We start from the raw sequence: 17311 nt of genomic DNA on the forward strand, positions 1-17311 counted from the left end.
TTAAATTCCTAGACGAAGCCAGGCAATTGAAGATGGCCGGCAGATAACAGTTCGGCCATCGAGTTCAGGGCCGTGCGCAGATCGTCGAGCGAGCGCGCGGCGCCGACATTGATGCGCACGCCGTGCTGTACCGGCTCGCGCCCAACGGCGAAGGCATCACCCGGGAGCACGGCAACGCCACGTTCCAGGCAGGTGCGAGCGAAACCCGCACCCCGCCACGGCTCCGGAAGGCGCAGCCAGGCGTGGGTCGAGGTTGGGTGGTTCTGGACATCGTAGCGGCCGAGGATTTCGGTGAGGATGGCCTGGCGCTGGCGCAGCTCCTGCTTCTGCGTTTCTATGATGCGCGCCGCCAGGCCCTCTTCTATCAGCCGCGCGCCGATCAGCGCCGTCAAGGGACTGATGCTCCAGCAGTTGATGCGCAACGCCGCTGCGACCTGGCCGGCTACGGCGCGTGGCGCGATCACAAAACCGAGGCGCAGCCCTGGGGCAAGGCATTTCGACATGGCGCCGATATGGATCGTCAGTTCGGGCTCGAGGCTAGCAAGCGATGGCGGCGGATTGTCTGCCAGGGGGCGGTAGACCTCATCCTCGATGATGAGGACGTTGTGGCGGCGGGCGACAGCTACCAGCTCGTGCCGGCGCTCCTCGGATAGCGTGATGGTCGTCGGGTTGTGCAGGGTCGGCACCAGGAAGACCGCGCGTGGGCGGAGCTGCGCGCAGGCCGCATCGAACCCGTCGGCCCGCATGCCGCCACGGTCCATCGCGACGCCTCTGAGGTCGAGCCCATGCACCCGGCATAGCGCGTTGATGCCCTGATAGGTCACTTCGTCGGCGAGCACGACCTCGCCCTGCCTGGTCACCGCGCCAAGCACGCAATCCAGCCCATGCTGGGCGCCCGCCGCCATCACCACGCGGCCGGGATCGCCTTCTCCCGCCACCGGCCGCATCCATTCGGCGATTGCCATCCTCGCCCAAAGCGGCCCCTCGGGCGGATGATAGTCCTGAAGCGTGGCATAGTGCCGGTCCTTCGACAGGCGCGGCAGCAGCAGCCCAAGCGCATCGAGATAGGCCGAGGTCGCAGGTCTGTTGACGGAAAGATCGATGACGCCGGTGTCGTCGCTCGGCGCTGACACGAAACCTGGCCTTTCGCCGCCATTCCGGGCCGCGACCGTTGTGCCGCGTCCGGGCCGCGCTTCGAGCAGGCCGCGCTGCTGGAGCGTCGACAGCGCGCGCGTCACCGTGGTGACATTGATGCCCAGTGCGCGGGCAATCTCGCGCTGCGGCGGCAGCCGGTCTCCAACTGCAAGTGTGCCGGCCGTGATCCGTTCGGCAATAGCGTCGGCAAGGCGCCGGTAGACCGGGCCTTCATCCGAGGCGAGTTGCAGGTCCTGAAGCATGCGGATTGGCGGATTCGATGTGTTGACGCTCTGGCTACCGGCGCATCTAGCATAATACAATGCTCCAGACAATAGCACTTGTCCGGCAGGTATTTTCAAAATCCAGCTCGAAAAATCTCACACAACTCCGGAGAAAGCTGCTTGACGGCCAAACTTGTCTGCATCTATGGTTCTTTAGCGATCGATTGTGTGAGCATACAAGTTTGGTTTGCCGCCATTGTGCGGCAGCGTCATGCGAGACCGACACATGCACGGCAAGCACCACCTGGTTTCGACAAGCAGCCTCTGCCGCGGCTCGACGGACTTGCGTCCGTGACCGCCGAAGCGACAGCCTTGTCATGCGACAGTGCCGAGCCTGCAGGGGCAGCCGATGCCGGCAGCCATGGATTTGTCGAATTCATCGATGTCGAGAAATCCTATGACGGGCGCACGTTCGCGGTATCGCGGCTGAACCTTGGCGTGGCGCGCGGCGAGTTCCTCACGCTTCTCGGCCCCTCCGGCTCGGGCAAGACGACGACGCTCAACATGCTTGCCGGTTTCGAACGGCCGACCAGCGGCGTCATCACGCTTGAAGGCCGGTCGGTCGACAGGCTGCCGCCGTATCAACGCAACATCGGCATGGTGTTCCAGAACTACGCGCTGTTTCCGCACATGAACGTCGAGGAGAACGTCGCCTTCCCGCTCTCCGTCCGCAAGATCACCAAGACGGACGTCGCAGCCCGCGTCGGCCGCGCGCTCGACATGGTGCGGCTGCGGCAGTTCGGCGACCGGCGGCCGGCACAGCTTTCCGGTGGCCAGCAGCAGCGTGTCGCGCTTGCCCGCGCGCTGGTGTTCGAGCCAAGCCTGGTGCTGATGGACGAGCCGCTCGGCGCGCTCGACAAAAAGCTGCGCGAGCACATGCAGCTCGAGATCAAGCAGCTGCACACGATGCTCGGCGTCACCATCGTCTATGTGACGCACGACCAGAGCGAGGCGCTGACGATGTCGGACCGCGTCGCCGTTTTCAACAATGGCGGGATTGCCCAGCTCGGTTCGCCGGATGATCTCTACAACGCGCCGCAAACTTCGTTCGTCGCGAGCTTCATCGGCGAGAACAACACCCTGCTCGGCAAGGTCGAGCGCGTCTCCGGCAGGGAGTGCCGCGTCGCGCTGGACGGCGGCGGTTCGGTCACGGCGCTCGCCGTCGGCGTTGCGGAGGGCGCAGCCTGCCATGTCGCCATTCGGCCGGAGCGGCTGAAGCTTGCGCCCGCCTCGAACGGAGCAAATGGGCTGGCCGCCACGGTCGAAGGCCGCATCTATCTCGGCGACCACCAGCGTCTTTTGGCCCGGCTGGAAAACGGACAGGTGCTGACCGTCAAGGTCGGGCCCGAAGCGACCATGGGCAACGGGGAACCGGTCACGGTTTCCTGCGCGCCCAACGACTGCCGCGCCTTTCCGGCAGATGCCGGAACGGGTGGTTCCATCTCGAAAACAGGGGAATAACAACAATGAAAATCACCAAAGCACGGCTGTTCGCCTTTGCGGCAGCCACAGCATTCATCACCTCAGGACATGTCGCCTTCGCCGACGAGCTTTCGATCATGGCCAGCGGCGGCGCCTGGCAGGATGCCCAGCGCAAGGCATGGTTCGAGCCGTTCAGCAAGGAGACCGGTGCCAAGATCGTCGAGCAGGAATATCTTGGCGATCTCGGCAAGGTCAAAGCCATGGTCGACACCGGCAACGTGCCGATCGACCTGGTGACGGTCGAGACCGCGACCGTGCTGCAAGGTTGCGACGCCGGCATTCTCGAGCGCCTCGACTATTCCAAGATCGCGCCGCGCGAAAAATTCCTCGAAGGCTCCGCGCTCGACTGCGGCGTCGGCCTCGACGCCTATGGCGACGTGCTCGCCTATGACCCCAACGTGCTGAAAGAGGCGCCGACGTCGGTGCTCGATATCTTCGACACGACCAGGTTTCCGGGCAAGCGCGCGATGCGCAAGTTCCCGGCGCAGAATCTGGAATGGGCGCTGATGGCCGATGGCGTCGCGCCGGCCGATGTCTACAAGGTGTTGGCAACGCCGGAAGGCGTCGACCGCGCCTTCAAGAAGCTCGACACGATCAAGAAAGACATCGTCTGGTGGGATGCCGGCGCGCAGCCGCCGCAACTCCTGGCATCCAAGGAAGTGGTGATGACCACCGCCTGGAACGGCCGTATCCAGAATGCGATCGACAAGGACGGGGCGCCATTCAAGATCGTCTGGAACAACCAGATCCTCGAATACGACATGATCGCCATTCCGAAGGGCGCCAAGAACCCAGAGCTGGCCTACAAATATCTTGCCTATATCAGCCAGCCGGAAAACAACGCCAAGCTCGCCAGCTATATCACTTACGGGCCGGTGCGCACCGATGCAGCTTCCTTTGTCGCGCCGGACGCGCTGCCCAAATTGCCGAACGCGCCCGACCATATGAGCGCTTATCTGGTCGCCGACACCGAATTCTGGGGCGACTACGGCGAGGATCTGGTCAAGCGCTTCAACGCCTGGCTAGCGCAGTAGGAAAAATGACGGCGCTTGAGCCCACGAAGCTGGACCCGCCGCGCATCGCGCGCGACCGGTCGGCCGCCGATGCCAAGGCGGCGAAATCGGTCACGGCAAAACTTCGGCGCGCCGAGTTCGGCGATCGGCTGCGGTCGCTGGCGCTGGCGGCGCCTTTGCTTGTGCTCCTGGCGCTGAGCTTCGGCATCCCAATCGTCTTGCTGCTATCGCGCGCCGTCTATGACCCGACGATTGCCGATGCCTTGCCGCAGACCAGCCAGGCGCTGCGCGGCTGGAACGGCGCGGGATTGCCAGGAGATGCCGCCTTCCTGGCCCTTGCCGCCGACCTCAGGGACAATCAGGCCATGGGCACGGCATATGAACTCGCCAAGAGCCTCAACGCCCGCCTGCCCGGTGCGCGCAGCCAGGTGCTCAAGACGGTACGCCAACTTGAGGCTGCCGACAGGCCGCCGCTGGAGGTGATGAAAGCCGTGCCGTTCTGGTCGGCGCCCGGCACGTGGCCGGTCATCGAGAGCGGCACCCATAGCGTGACGTCGTTCTACCTGCTCAGCGCGCTCGATCTGCGTTGGAACGCCGATGGAGGCATTGAAAGAGTGCCGCCGCAACAGGCGATCTTCCTGCAGGTGTTCATGCGCACATTCTTCGTCGCCGCGGCGGTGACGCTGGCCACGCTGATACTGGGCTTCCCACTCGCCTATCTCATCGCCTCGGTACCCAAGGGCCTCGCCGCCATCCTGATCGTTGCGGTGCTGCTGCCATTCTGGACGTCGATCCTGGTGCGAACCGCGGCCTGGACCGTGCTCCTGCAGAAATTCGGCCTGGTCAACGACCTGCTGTTGTGGCTCGGCATTGCCGACGACCGGCTTGATCTGATGTACAGCCGCATCGGCCTGATCATCGCCATGACCCATATCCAGCTGCCGTTCACGCTGCTGCCGATCTATAGCGTCATGCGCACGATCCCGGCCTCGCAGATGAAGGCCGCCTATTCGCTCGGCGCAAAACCCTTCACCGCGTTCCGCCGCGTCTATCTTCCACAGGTTTTTCCGGGCGTCATGGCCGGTTGCCTGCTCACCTTCATTCTGTGCCTCGGCTACTACATCACGCCGGCGCTCATCGGCGGCGCAAGCGACCAGCTGATCAGCAATTTCATCGCCAACTACGTCAATGTCGAGCTGAACTGGGAGATGGCGGCAGCGCTGAGCTTCATCCTGCTCGTCTTCACCCTCGCGCTGTTCGGCATCTTTGCCCGCATCCTCGGCCTCGACCGTCTCAAGCTGGTGTAGCCATGCTGCTGTCTCCCTATCCGACGCCAGGCGAAAGAATCCGCATCACCCTGCTCTGGCTGTGGTGCGGCATGGTGATCCTGTTCCTGCTCATGCCGATCCTCGTTCCCGTCCCCTTGTCGTTCAACAGCGGCGCCTTCTTCATCTTTCCGCTGGAGGGATTTTCGACGCGCTGGTACGCGGTCGTGCTCGGCACCCAACGCTGGCAATCGGCGATCGGCAACAGCCTGATCGTTGCGTTCGGGACGACGCTGATCGCCACGATACTCGGCACGTTGACAGCGATTGCGCTTTCCGACGAAAAGTTTCCCGGCCGCCGCATCGTCATGCCGCTGCTGTTGTCGCCGCTGATCGTGCCGGTGGTGATCACCGCCGTCGGCTCGTATCTGTTCTATGCCCGCGTCGGCCTGGCCAGCACCTATGCCGGGATCATCCTGGCGCACACCGCGCTCGCCAGCCCGTTCGTCGTCGTCACGGTGGGCGCGAGCCTCACCGGCTTCGACCGCAATCTGATGCGCGCTGCCGCCATCTCCGGAGCAAGGCCCATCACATCATTCTTCAGGGTGATGCTGCCGCTGATCTTGCCCGGCGTGCTGTCCGGGGCCGCTTTTGCTTTCGTCACCTCGTTCGACGAGGTCGTCGTTGTGCAGTTCCTGGCCAGTGCCAATCAACGCACCATGCCGCTCGAAATGTTCATCGGCTTGCGCGAAAAACTGAGCCCGGCCATCACCGCCGCCGCGACCCTGATGATGGCGCTCTCTATAGTGCTCCTGGTCGTCGCCACCCTTCTGACACGGCACAGCCAGCGTCGGCCAAGCGCGAGCGAGTAACTCATGGCCTTGCCGCCCTGGTCGGCGATCGTCGGAAGAGACGGGATGGGCACGACGCGGTCATTGAAAGGTCCGTTCGGGATCTTCGCCTTTGCAGTTGAGACTTCAATCCCACCTGCTTGAATGTCTGCCATCGCTTTGGGATGCTAGAAGCTGCAAGTCCGCTCTCGGCCCCACGACAGCCGCTGAATTGCCGGACCACCTTGGCCGCGGATAGCGCGTGCCGACGTTCTCTCCAAGTCGCAGAAGATGCAGTCAGGAACGCAAGGTGCGACAACACGATGTCGACTGACTCATTGGGTGATGGCGCCGTTGGGGGCAGAACAACGAACGATTCGATTGAGCCCGGTGCGGTCGCTGGTGCGCGGTCCATCAACTGACCGATCGCGGACTGGTGGCCCGAAGGGGTGCGCGCCAGACAACAATGATCGTCGCACTCGCCCGCAAGCTGCTCATCGCCCTTTGGCGCATGGTCACCATCGGCGAAATCCCGGCGGGCGTCGCGCTGCGGCAGACGATCTGAATACGCGACATGGTCGTCCCGCGACGGATCGACTGTCGCGACGAGTCGACGCGTAGCGATTCGAGGTGGCGGTGACCCGAACAACTCCATGGCTCCAATGCCGTCGGCAGAATGGGCGCGCCGCCTCGGAGCCTTGCTGCCGAAGCCATTGACTGCTTCATGGTCGGGATCCCCTGCGGATCCAACCGAATACAAGGTCGCGGCGCGATGCTTTGCGCCCCAAGGCAGGCTCCCCTCGAATTGCTCGCCCTGTTCCCGCGAAGTCGTGGTCGCGCCAGGAACCGACCTTCCTATGAACGCTTGGGTGCTCAAGTGCTCAGCACCGCTCGTACTCAAAAGCGTGCCGGTGCACGGCACTGGCCGAAGTAGTGCTGCCGAAGCCATCGCTAACTGAACTGTCTGAATGACGGCTTTCCGCCGTTCCGCGACGTCCATGTTAACCCGGGGAATGACCGGCTTGGGTCAACGGCGTGAGTTTCGGCAAAGGCGACGAATTTCCGCAAAGGGTCGAACTTGCGCGTTCGCCGTCACCGACGAAGCACGGAAAGACCGAAAGGCCGGCGCGATCCGCGGCTGGTTCGCGTCGCTCAGCCTATCCCCGAACTCGAAACAATGGATCGTCACCCATCACGAGGAACGTCACTCCCCGCCGGTACGAAAAGTCGGCGACCGGATCGCCGCCTTGATGCGGGCGCACCAGCCGCTGTTTCGCGGCGAAACGCCGATTCGGTAAGCCGCAGGCGTCGATCGGCCACCAGCTGAGCCGCATGCTGGCGCGTCCGTATGACAGCGTCTCGCCATCATGGCCCCTTTAATGTTCAGGGGCCTTCGTGGCGTGGGTCAGGACCTTGACCGGCTGTTATTGACCGCCGGAGGCATTTTCCGGCGGCATGCTGCACCGCAGCGCATCGGCGCCCGATGCCCATGGCTGGTGGGTAGGTCCGAACGCAAAACCTTCAAAAAGGGTGAATTCCGGCAGTTTTCGCGCATTTTGCAGCTCGCCCCTCACGCGACTGTTTCAAACGCGTTAGCATTTTGTGTTGCGGCGCACCATTTTTTTCCTATCGTCGCCTGGGGCTTTCGATTGCGTGAAGAGACTCTCCTTGGCAATTCTCGCTGGAGGCCCGGTGAAGCGTGGTGTTGACGCAAAGCGATTTGGTGAGCCCACGGGCGGGGGATGGCTGAGAGCCCTTTGGTCACCCCGGCCGACATTCCGGAGCCCGCGCGAGACGCAGCACTTCGAGCGAAAACGATCAGCACGTTGCGCAGGTGCCGTTGTCCGCGGGGTGAGCAGCGGCGAGCGCGACCAGCGGCAACAATGTCATCGGCCGCCCGTTCCGAACCATCCTGTTGCCTCTCGTCGCCCTCGGCCGAAATCGACCAATTGGCGATTTCATCGGAGACATCCCACTGGCGGACGCGGCTGATGAGACGCGACACGCAATTGGACGCGCTGCGGGCCATCGCCGTGACAATGGTGATGTATTCGCATTTCTTTGCGGCGGGAGGGTCTTCCTTCTGGGGTCACATCGGCGTGCGACTGTTCTTCGTGCTGAGCGGCTTCCTGATCACGCGCCTTCTCCTGGAAGCGCGCTCGGCCGCCGAATTCGAAGCCGGCCCCGCGCTGAAATCCTTCTGTATCAGGCGGGCGCTGCGGATATTCCCTCCCTATTTTGCCGTTCTGGGTTTCGTCTGGCTGGTTGACCTCGAGCAATCCAGGGGATCGCTGATCTGGCATGCGCTTTACCTGTCGAATTTCTGGTACGCGCTGCGCAATGAATGGACGCCCTGGGTGCTCTGCCATTTCTGGAGCCTGAGCATGGAGGAGCAGTTCTATATCGCCTGGCCGCTGATCGTTCTGTTGGTGCCACGCCGGCGCCTTGAGTCGATCTGCATCGGTGTCATTTTGCTGTCGTTGTCGTACCGCTTCTATTGGCCGATCGCCGGAACCCCAGCCCTCGCCCGCGACCTGCTTCCGCCGGCATCGATGGATGCATTGGCATCGGGTGCGCTGCTTGCCGCCTGGCCATCCAGAAGCGCCGCATTGCCGCAGTGGCTACGGCTTGGCTGGCCGGCGTTCGCGGCTGCGTTCTTCGTCTTGCAGTGGCTGTCTCCAGGGCCGGCATATTCCGTGCAGGAATGGGGCCGCTGGCTGCTGTTGCAGATCCTGCCTCTGGCGCCGCTCGTGGTCGTCGTTGCAAGCTGCTCGTCCGGCATTGGCGGCCACATCGGCAGGCTTCTCGACCTTTCGCCGCTGCTGGCCCTCGGCCGCATCAGCTATGGCGTTTACCTGTACCACCCCATAGTGCTGTCGCTCGCTGTCACGTCCCAGCCCTGGATCCCCGTCAACGTCTCGGAACAGGGGCCGTGGCGATTTCTGGTTGCGGGAGCGGCTACCATCATCCCGGCTTCGGTGTCGTGGCTGGTTTTCGAAAAGCCGCTCAACAGCCTCAAGCGCCACTTTCCCTATGTTGCCAAAGGAGCCCGCGCCGGTGTCCAGCCACGCGTCAACACAAGCGATGGCGGATGGGTCGGGCGGACGGCAGGCGCATATCCTGGCGATGGCCACAAACCACCCTTGATGCGCGATCTCCATCGAACCGATCGGATCTGACCATGGCTGCAGCGCCTTTGGTGTCCGTTCTGCTGCCGGTCTACAATGCGGGACCTTATCTGGCCGCCGCGCTGGGCAGCATTCTGCGGCAGGATTACGACCGCCTGGAGCTCATCGCGATCGACGACGGCTCGACGGACGATTCCCTGCAGATCCTGCAGACATACCGCCAGGCCGACAGTCGGGTCTTCATCATCTCGCGCGAAAACCGTGGCCTCATCGCAACGCTCAATGAGGGGCTGACCATAGCCCAGGGCGAGCTGGTCGCCCCGATGGACGCCGACGATGTCGCCTATCCTTGGCGCCTGTCGCGCCAGGTCGCACCCTTCAGCCAGCGGCCCGACCTCGCTCTGTGTGGCGCGGGCGTCGATTTCCTGCTTGGCAACCGCATCGTCAAAGGCCTGCCTGATCCGATGCTTCAGAAAAATCTGCTGCGTATATTGTCGATGTTCTTTACGGTATTCACGCATCCTCCGATCGTTTATAACAGGAAAGTTATACAGGACGATGATCTATATTACGATGAGAACTACAATCACGCCGAGGATTTCGATCTCTTCAGGCGGCTTGCCGACCGTTACCCGGCGGCGATGACCCCCGAAAACCTGATCGCCTATCGCATCCATGGCGACAGCGTGACCAACCGGCACAAGCGGGAAATGCGCAGGACGCATTTGAAGATCGTGGCCGAGAACCTCGAGCGAGAAGATCTCACGCAAGAGACGCAAGACCTCCGCGACATCGGCGATGCCATCTCAATGGACACGGTGCGCCGTGCCGCCGAATGGCTTCTGGCGCTGGAAGGGAGGATCTCCGGACTGCCGGCGGAAACGAGGCCGAGCTATGAGGCTGGCGCGCTGAACCTGTTCTATTTCCTCTACCAGCTCATAGGCGACGAGATGCAACCGCAATTGACACACGAATTCCTGATGCGGACGGCAAAATGGGGACTCATTCGACGCCGCGAGCGGTATGTGTTGCGTACCGGCGCCTACGCGCTGTGGTTCAGCCTCATCTCGATGTCGGCCACCAGGCAGGTGGACGCGCTGTCGTGGTATTTGCAGTCCGTGCCGGCCGCGGCGATTCTGGCGTCCTATCGGTCGAGCTAGAATGACGGTCAGATCCCACCAACCCCTTCAGCGCGATCGCGCGCCGGTGCCGGCGCCGGTCAGCCCCCGGCCGCAGCATCGATCGGCGCGGGAGGTCAGCTTCATCGTATGCACACGCAACCGCGTCGCCGTGCTCGAGGCCTGCATCAAGTCGATCCAGACCGCTTGCCGCTCGCATCCCGCTTTCGCTGCCGAGGTCGTCGTTGTCGACAATGGCTCGACCGACTGCACGGCGGAGCGCCTGGCCAGCATCGCCGATACCTCGGACATCCCGTTGACGGCTGTCCGCGAGCCGCGACCCGGATTGGCGGCGGCCCGCAACGCCGGGCTGGCGCGCGCCCGGGGCCGCGTGCTGGTCTTCGTCGATGATGATTGCCGGGTCGATGGTCACTACCTGCGCGATTTGCAGCGGCACTATGCGTCTGGCGAGCAATGGCTCATCCGTGGCGGCCGCGTCGAGATCGGCGATGCCAGGGATCTGCCGTTCACGATCAAGCGGTCGCTGGTCCGCGAGCGGCTTACCCCGGATGTCCATCCCGGCGGCTTTGTGCTGGGCTGCAACATGACCATGCACCGCGATGTCGCGGCCCGTATCGGGCCTTTCGACGGGCGGTTTGGCGCCGGCGGCCCGCTGCGGTCGGCGGAGGATACGGATTACCTTGTGCGCGCGATGCTGCTCGGTATTCCGGTCGAATATGTGCCCGACATGACGATTTTCCATCATCACGGCCGGCGCGACCGCAAATCCATCGACAAGCTCCACCGAGACTACAGCCTGGGCAATGGCGCGCTTTGCCTGAAGCACATTCGCCATGCGCCCTGGCTGCTTCGCCATTTCTACTGGGCCGTGAGGGAGGCTTTCCGAGAATTGGCGGCGGGCCCAGCGTTCGATCGCGACCTCAATCTGTCGCATTGGCCGATCGTCCTTATGAATTTGCTTGGCGCGGCCAGATTTGCGATTCTTTTGCTGGCGAGATCGCCGCAGGCGAGGCCGGTGCGGCAGGATCAACAGGCAAATGCCGAGGCAAGGTAACAGGCGATGCGATTGGTACCGCCAAGCCTGACGATGCTGCGCCGCGCGCTCGGCGGCAGACAGCTGCATCTGCTTCCCGCCGTGGTGGTCCTTGGCCTGGTCAGCGCCGCCCTCGAAGGGTTCGGCATCGGCTTGATCATCCCTTTGCTGGGCATAATCATGGGACATGGGGATGCCGCCGGAATGGCCGGCTTCTCCGCAGTGTTCCAGCATGTCGGATCGGGCTTGAGCGAGCGCGACCGGCTGATCGTCATTTCGGTCGCCATCCGGCTTTGGTGCACGGATTGGAGACTCGCCGAGAATTGGTCTTTGATGTTTCCGGTTATGCGGTAGCCGGCGGCGGACGGACTTCGGGCGCGCACAGCGGTTCTGTTGCAACGGCTGAATGGGGGCGCAGAGAGGCCAGCTGCCGAGCCATCAAGGCATAAGGTTGATATCAAGACCGAGATGCGTCGATCGTTCGATCGCTGCACCAAAGCCGCACGAGATCCGAAATGACATTTTCGCTCCTCACATAGTCGGCTCTAGAATTTCGATATTTCGATCGCAAATCGAGCTATGATGCCCTTGGTATTTCCCGGGACGGCTTCGCGCCCCTTGGAATGCCGGGAGGAAACGGGACGTGGCCATCGCGCTTGTACTCGTTTTGATACTGGTGGGCTCGGTGTTGTTCCACTTCCTGAGCCCATGGTGGTGGACGCCGATTGCCTCGAACTGGGACTATATCGACGACACCATCATCATCACCTTCTGGATCACCGGCGTCGTCTTCGCCGCCGTTGTCGCTTTGCACTTAACCATGAGAATCGCTCGTCAATGATTCCAGCAAGTTAGGCCTGCACTTAATTTGAGAATTAGCAGTTAATTTGGTAATCTGGCTTGGCGTATGGCACTTAATGTGAGAATCAGGTCTCGTGACCTTTTTCCCCCGTGAGCTCAGATGAGTGATCCATTTCCCGACGAAGTTGACGAACAGCTTTGGGATGAAGCGGTGGTGGATCGCAAGCCCGGGCGTCCGGAAGGGCATCGCGCCCTCGCCGCGAAAAACTCGGCCGGTTCCGTTTTAGATAGAAGCTCGCGATCGTTGTGCGGATGATCTCTTCCCGCGTCCGCAAGCAGGCGATCCGCCTCGCTCGCATATTCGCAACTGATGCGAAGTTCGTGCGCGGAATGACCTTTGCCAACGTCGCACCGATATCTCGTCGCTTGATCGCCTCCAAACCGATACAGTTTTGCCCGAAGTGCATGCGAGATGTGCAGGACGCTACGGCGTTCAGGCGAACCCAGTTCCTTGGATGGTGGCTCACTTGCTCCTCCTGCGGATCGCGGCTTCGCGATAGCGGCGAGCAAGACGCCGCCTCCCCTTTCCGCCACTATTGGAGTTCCGCCCTCCATGGCAAGAAGTTGATCGAGGATGTCTCAGACAAACGTCTTCGATCCTGGGCATTGCCGATCCATATTGCGCGGCTCCTCCTGATGCGCCGCATACCGAAGACCCTAAGTTCGGATATTTGTCTGGAACGCTTCAGGGTTCTCGGCGCCATAATCCCGGAGTTTGACGACATCGTTTCTGATAGGCGGATATCCATGCCCTCTGCGGGAACGCCAATCCTGTCCTTACGCCTGCGCCCTGCATTGCTGGCAGGAATCTCCATCGTGAACCGCCACGGTCCGAAAATACTCGAGATGCTCCACGGCCATACAGTTGGCGAGAACCGCACCCGTTTCGGCAAGCTGGTCGCCGACAGCCCATGCGCCGACTGGCTCGGTCGCGCCAACTCCTGACATTTGCGTTGGGCGCAGCGACGGTCGCGTTCAAAGCCTTCCAGGACATTACTCGTGCCGCCCGACCGGGCCACACCGACAGCCGTCACTCCTCCGGCATGCCCGCGATCCGCATGTGTTTGAGCCAGCGTTCGAGGCCTCCGGGGGCGGTGTATACCTTCTCCCATTGCTTGCGCAGTTTGTGGATGGATTCGCCCGGCGAGTCGAACGGGCTGACGGTGTCGCGGATCGTCTTGGTGGCGACATGGGTATATCGGGCGGTGGTCGGCCCAGAAGGACCTGGATGACCCGCACATCGGTGTTCGCTTCCAGCAGATGCGTGGCGAAGCTGTGCCGCAAGGTGTGCAGCGTTGCGGGCCTGGTGATCCCGGCCATGTGCTTGGCCGCCATGAACGCGCGGTTGAGCTGCCGCGGCGAGATCGGGTTGATCCTGGGTTTACCGGGAAACAGCCAACCTTGTGGCCGCGCTTCGCGCCAATAGTCGCGCAGGAGATCCAGCAGGTCGGGCGACATCATCACCTTGCGGTCCTTATGCCCCTTGCCTTGTTCGACATGGATCAGCATCCGGTCGCTGTCGATGTCGCCGATCTTGAGATTGCAGACCTCTGACGTCCTTAGCCCGGCCCCATAAGAGATGCTGAGTGCCGCGCGATACTTCAGGCCCGGGCCCGGGGCCGCCATCAGCAGGTTGGAAACCTCCTCGATGCTCAAGATCACCGGCAACTTCTGCGGTTGCCGACGGAACTGCATATGCCGCTTCATGTCCTCGCGGCCGCAGGTCGTGCCAAAGAAAAAGCGAAGCGCGATGATGCGGGCGTTGAAAGTTGGCGGCGTGATGCCCGCGTTGGTCATGTGCAACTGGTAGGCGCGCAGGTCCTCGGGGGTGGCGGTATCCGGAGATCGCTTCAGAAAACCGGCGAAATCCTTGACGGCCCGGATGTGGGCTTGCCGGGCTTTGTCGCCTATTCCACGGACGCGCATATCTTCGATCATGCGCTCGCGCAGCGGGGTGGTCCTCTCCTCCTTCATGGGAACCTCCTGTCTGATGATGAGAAGATCCCAATCGTCAGGCAGAACGGCCCGTCCTCACATGCACGGAGTCCAGATTAAGTGCAGGACGCTCATCACAGGCGCCATTGCCGCGCGAGCGGCTTAGTCCTCGGGTCATGAGCGTTGGTTCTGTGGACGCCGCCTTTCGGGAAAGCGATCCGGCGTCAGGAAGGTCCGGAATGGGTCCAGATCACCAGCAACAGGTGCAAATTTGCCAGACTACAATCTGGACATTTCGGACAATCCGTACTATCTAGGGCGAGAAATATGGTGCCAATGGTGGTCGTTATGAACGCTCGCAACTCGGCAGTTCGCGCAGATGCAAAGGTCGATCGTGAGACGGTCGCTGACATTCTCGATGTGTTGTCGCGACGCCATCCAGGAATATCCAAGTCCGCTCTGAAAGCCGCCGGCAAGGCGGTCGCCGCCCTGACGGCGGTAACGTCTCGTCTGTCCCCTGCCGAGCAGCGCCAGATCGCTGCGCACGAACAGGCACTGGCGAGAGCAGTGGAGAATGTGGTTACGGAGCTCGCCCGACCCAGTAAGATACTTGCTCCAGTAGAGGTCGAAAAGCCCGTGGAGGTCAGCCAGGGCGCAGGCCGCGGGAAGGTCTTTGATCTTGAAGAGGGCCGGCTGCGCCTCGCTGAATATGCAACGCCGACACGCCTTGAGGATTGGGCTGGTCCTGTCGCCGGTCCCGGCGAGATCGAAAAGATGTTCGGGACGAAGCGTTCGACCCTGCACGATTGGCAAAGGCGCGGAGCCGTGATCGGACTGCTCAAGGGCGAGCGGAAGCACGTATTTCCGCTCGCCCAATTCGTCGACGGTCGTCCTGTTGAGGACATGGCCCGGATCACGAAGATCATCGGGAATCCTCGTGCGACGTGGCTGTGGCTGACCCAGCAGCATGTGAGCGACACCGGCGAAACTCCGCTCGACCGACTCAAGGCTGGGCGCATCGATGAGGTCGTCGCTGACGCCGAGTTCGATTTCGGCTGATCCTGGAGCTTGACGCCGAAGTCGTCGCGGACCTGGCAATCAGGTTCCAGCCGCAACACTACCTGCGGGCAATGCGACAGGAGTACGCAGCTACTCCATTGGGCATGGGGTTCGGACAATCGCGCTTCGCAAGCCCCGACCGGTCCTTCATGGTCCTCTACATTGCTCGCGACCTGGCGACGGCGATCGCCGAGACGATTATTCGCGACCGGTTCGAGGGAAAATCTTACCGCATGCTGCATCTCTCGGAAATCGCTGGCTGGGCCGTGTCCGAAGTCTCTGCTACGTCGCCCCTGACGGTGATCGACGTCCGGACCACCGGCCTGCTGCGGCTTGGGATCAGCACCGACGCTGCACGTGCCAAACAACAGGAGGAAGGCCGGAAGCTGAGCCAGGCTCTCTTTAACGGGTTCGCAGTTGACGGGATCCTCTACTATTCGCGGCTGACCGGAGCGGAATGCGTGGCGGTCTACGACCGCGCCGTTGAGGGCAGGCTCAAGGCTCGACGGGCCACGGCGCTCGAACGGCATGCCGAACTCGTGCCGGCGTTGAGGCAGCTGAACGTTCGGGTTATCCGCGGCGACCTTTCGTAAGGAGCCGTCGGGCTATTTCTAACCTAGATCACTCGTGCTGCGCAACGCGAGCGCTGGCGCGTGACGCAGGATGGCATGAAAACATCACATCTGGAGCAATGACTGAGAGGGTTTAAGGCAGAAGTCTCGAAAACTTCCGCACCTGGAACGGTACACGCCTACATTGCTAGACGGCACGCCTCTGTTCCGGCAAAGCTGCGAATCGCGGGGCCACTGGCAATCCGCAGGTCGGTGGGTTCAGGCAATGCTCATTGAAAGATGGGCCGCCGACTTTCCTTTGGCCGTAAAGCTCGGCGGGTTGTCGGTCTCAATTGCCGTCTCAAATTGATCGGCGGGACGCGGATGGCTAGCACGCTGCCGTTCGAACGCACCAGCGTCGTCGGCGCCTTGCTTTTGTGTCGGAACAGAAGACTTGCCTTTGGGTGATCACCCGTCATGACTAGGGATGAAGCAGAACAGGGTGTTCGCTACTTTTGCACAAAATGGGCTGAAGAGCGCGGGCTTCCTCATCAGCCAGAGAATCCAAGATTTTCCGATTTCTTTTCTTGGCTTGAGCAGAAGTCGCCGGGCCACTTGAAATTCCGAAGCAGCACTTCGGTGCGGGACGACGTCGAGCGATGGTTCATCGACGAATTCAAGCAAGGTTGGCGCTACTAGCAAGCGATTTCCGGAGAGGCCGGTGCCGTGCTCCGGGCCACCTTCCGCGATCACGCCATACCCACTTCACTTGCCTCTGTTAGATTCTTCCTGCGGCGGGAGACCCCAATCCCGCCTGGCCGGCGCCTAACAGGCAAATCTACCCCAACGCCCCCAAACGGCGCCGGCCACCTTCCCGCGAGCGACTGTCAGCCGCTCTAGTGGATCCCGCCAGGAGGTTGTAGATCGAGCGTTCCTTGACGTTTATATGCTGCCCAAGCCTCGGCAGGCACTGCCGAATCCGCCCGGGCCAGCCAGTCCGCGCGCTCAGTCTCGGTAAGTGAATTCCACCACTGCATGCCGGCTATTTCATCAGCAGTCGGATTCCGGTTCGGTTCGTCTGCCATTTTCTTATCCTTGCATAAGGCTTGAGTGGCGCAGGCCCGCAACTATCAGAACGGCCAAAAGCCGGCCAAAAAATCCGGCATTTTGGAGTGCGCCCCTGAGGGTCGATAGATCGGGATGTGTGGATTGACCAGCCTTCCGGGTTTTCGGAGAGAGAACCCATGGCAAAGCACCGCAGTCACAGCATCGAGTTCAAACGCCAGGTCGCGCAGGAGTTCATCGCCGGCGAGACGCTGCACGGCTTGGCTAAGCATCACGATGTTTCGCGCAACCTGATCCGCATCTGGGTGCGCAAATATGAGCAAGGAGCGTTCGACGATTGATGCGCAGGCCGCTGACCTGATCCAGGAATACGAAGCCCGGATCGCAGCGCTCGAACGGTTGGTCGGTAAGCAGGCTCTGGAACTGAGTTTCTAAAGGGGGCTCTGAGAAACGCACCGCGGCCGAGAAGCGGGACTACATCCGTCATCACCGGCCCTGCGGCATCAGCGTTGCCGAAGGATGCCGGTTGATG

15 protein-coding genes and 3 pseudogenes are annotated in these 17311 nt (G+C 62.0%); 14 read left to right on the forward strand and 4 right to left on the reverse strand.

Annotated features, from left to right (window positions below):
• Window positions 1–8: 8 nt before the first annotated feature.
• Complete coding sequence (locus tag NKJ73_RS29785) at window positions 9–1397, reverse strand: aminotransferase-like domain-containing protein (protein ID WP_352572041.1); 1389 nt, start codon at window positions 1395–1397, stop codon at window positions 9–11.
• A gap of 312 nt (window positions 1398–1709) precedes the next feature.
• On the opposite strand from NKJ73_RS29785, the gene NKJ73_RS29790 reads away from it, so the two are divergent.
• The 11 genes and pseudogenes from NKJ73_RS29790 (at window position 1710) to NKJ73_RS29840 (ending at window position 13114) form a co-directional block, all read left to right on the forward strand.
• Complete coding sequence (locus tag NKJ73_RS29790) at window positions 1710–2879, forward strand: ABC transporter ATP-binding protein (protein WP_352572042.1); 1170 nt, start codon at window positions 1710–1712, stop codon at window positions 2877–2879.
• A gap of 5 nt (window positions 2880–2884) precedes the next feature.
• Complete coding sequence (locus NKJ73_RS29795) at window positions 2885–3934, forward strand: ABC transporter substrate-binding protein (RefSeq protein WP_352572043.1); 1050 nt, start codon at window positions 2885–2887, stop codon at window positions 3932–3934.
• A 5-nt stretch (window positions 3935–3939) separates the two neighbouring features.
• Window positions 3940–5220: an ABC transporter permease gene (locus NKJ73_RS29800; protein ID WP_352572044.1), complete on the forward strand. Its 1281-nt coding sequence runs from the start codon at window positions 3940–3942 to the stop codon at window positions 5218–5220.
• A gap of 2 nt (window positions 5221–5222) precedes the next feature.
• Window positions 5223–6050, forward strand: a complete 828-nt coding sequence (locus tag NKJ73_RS29805) for an ABC transporter permease (protein ID WP_352572045.1) — start codon at window positions 5223–5225, stop codon at window positions 6048–6050.
• 926 nt (window positions 6051–6976) lie between these two features.
• Window positions 6977–7306, forward strand: a complete 330-nt coding sequence (locus NKJ73_RS29810; protein ID WP_352572046.1) for a hypothetical protein — start codon at window positions 6977–6979, stop codon at window positions 7304–7306.
• Between the two features lie 693 nt (window positions 7307–7999).
• Window positions 8000–9187, forward strand: coding sequence for an acyltransferase family protein (locus tag NKJ73_RS29815; RefSeq protein ID WP_352572047.1), 1188 nt, complete (start codon window positions 8000–8002; stop codon window positions 9185–9187).
• Between the two features lie 2 nt (window positions 9188–9189).
• Complete coding sequence (locus NKJ73_RS29820) at window positions 9190–10296, forward strand: glycosyltransferase family 2 protein (RefSeq protein WP_352572048.1); 1107 nt, start codon at window positions 9190–9192, stop codon at window positions 10294–10296.
• A 1-nt stretch (window position 10297) separates the two neighbouring features.
• Window positions 10298–11329 carry a glycosyltransferase family 2 protein gene (locus NKJ73_RS29825; protein WP_352572049.1) on the forward strand — a complete coding sequence of 344 codons (1032 nt, stop codon included), beginning with the start codon at window positions 10298–10300 and terminating at the stop codon, window positions 11327–11329.
• Window positions 11330–11335: 6 nt separating this feature from the next.
• A pseudogene (locus NKJ73_RS29830) lies at window positions 11336–11596 on the forward strand (ABC transporter ATP-binding protein); the annotation flags it as partial.
• Between the two features lie 355 nt (window positions 11597–11951).
• Window positions 11952–12116, forward strand: a pseudogene (locus NKJ73_RS29835) (cytochrome-c oxidase); the annotation flags it as partial.
• Between the two features lie 305 nt (window positions 12117–12421).
• Window positions 12422–13114: a hypothetical protein gene (locus NKJ73_RS29840; RefSeq protein WP_352572050.1), complete on the forward strand. Its 693-nt coding sequence runs from the start codon at window positions 12422–12424 to the stop codon at window positions 13112–13114.
• Window positions 13115–13313: 199 nt separating this feature from the next.
• Here the strand turns inward: NKJ73_RS29840 and NKJ73_RS29845 are convergent.
• A pseudogene (locus tag NKJ73_RS29845) lies at window positions 13314–14143 on the reverse strand (tyrosine-type recombinase/integrase); the annotation flags it as partial.
• Window positions 14144–14452: 309 nt separating this feature from the next.
• Here NKJ73_RS29845 and NKJ73_RS29850 point away from each other — a divergent pair.
• Both NKJ73_RS29850 and NKJ73_RS29855 read left to right on the forward strand, forming a co-directional pair.
• Window positions 14453–15163: an antitoxin Xre/MbcA/ParS-like domain-containing protein gene (locus tag NKJ73_RS29850; RefSeq protein ID WP_352453832.1), complete on the forward strand. Its 711-nt coding sequence runs from the start codon at window positions 14453–14455 to the stop codon at window positions 15161–15163.
• Window positions 15164–15267: 104 nt separating this feature from the next.
• The gene (locus NKJ73_RS29855; protein WP_352572062.1) at window positions 15268–15756 is read left to right on the forward strand and encodes an RES family NAD+ phosphorylase; all 489 of its coding nucleotides are present in this window, start codon (window positions 15268–15270) and stop codon (window positions 15754–15756) included.
• Window positions 15757–16182: 426 nt separating this feature from the next.
• Here the strand turns inward: NKJ73_RS29855 and NKJ73_RS29860 are convergent, their stop codons facing one another.
• A complete protein-coding gene (locus NKJ73_RS29860; protein WP_352453834.1) occupies window positions 16183–16467 on the reverse strand; it encodes a hypothetical protein in 285 nt (94 codons plus the stop codon).
• Between the two features lie 143 nt (window positions 16468–16610).
• Window positions 16611–16799, reverse strand: coding sequence for a hypothetical protein (locus NKJ73_RS29865; protein WP_352509702.1), 189 nt, complete (start codon window positions 16797–16799; stop codon window positions 16611–16613).
• 159 nt (window positions 16800–16958) lie between these two features.
• Between NKJ73_RS29865 and NKJ73_RS29870 the strand changes: the two genes are divergently transcribed.
• Window positions 16959–17120 (forward strand): transposase, encoded by a 162-nt coding sequence (locus tag NKJ73_RS29870; protein ID WP_352572051.1) that lies wholly within the window; start codon window positions 16959–16961, stop codon window positions 17118–17120.
• The last annotated feature ends 191 nt before the right edge of the window (window positions 17121–17311 follow it).

It is taken from the genome of Mesorhizobium sp. M0074 (assembly GCF_040322975.1).
Classification (GTDB): domain Bacteria; phylum Pseudomonadota; class Alphaproteobacteria; order Rhizobiales; family Rhizobiaceae; genus Mesorhizobium.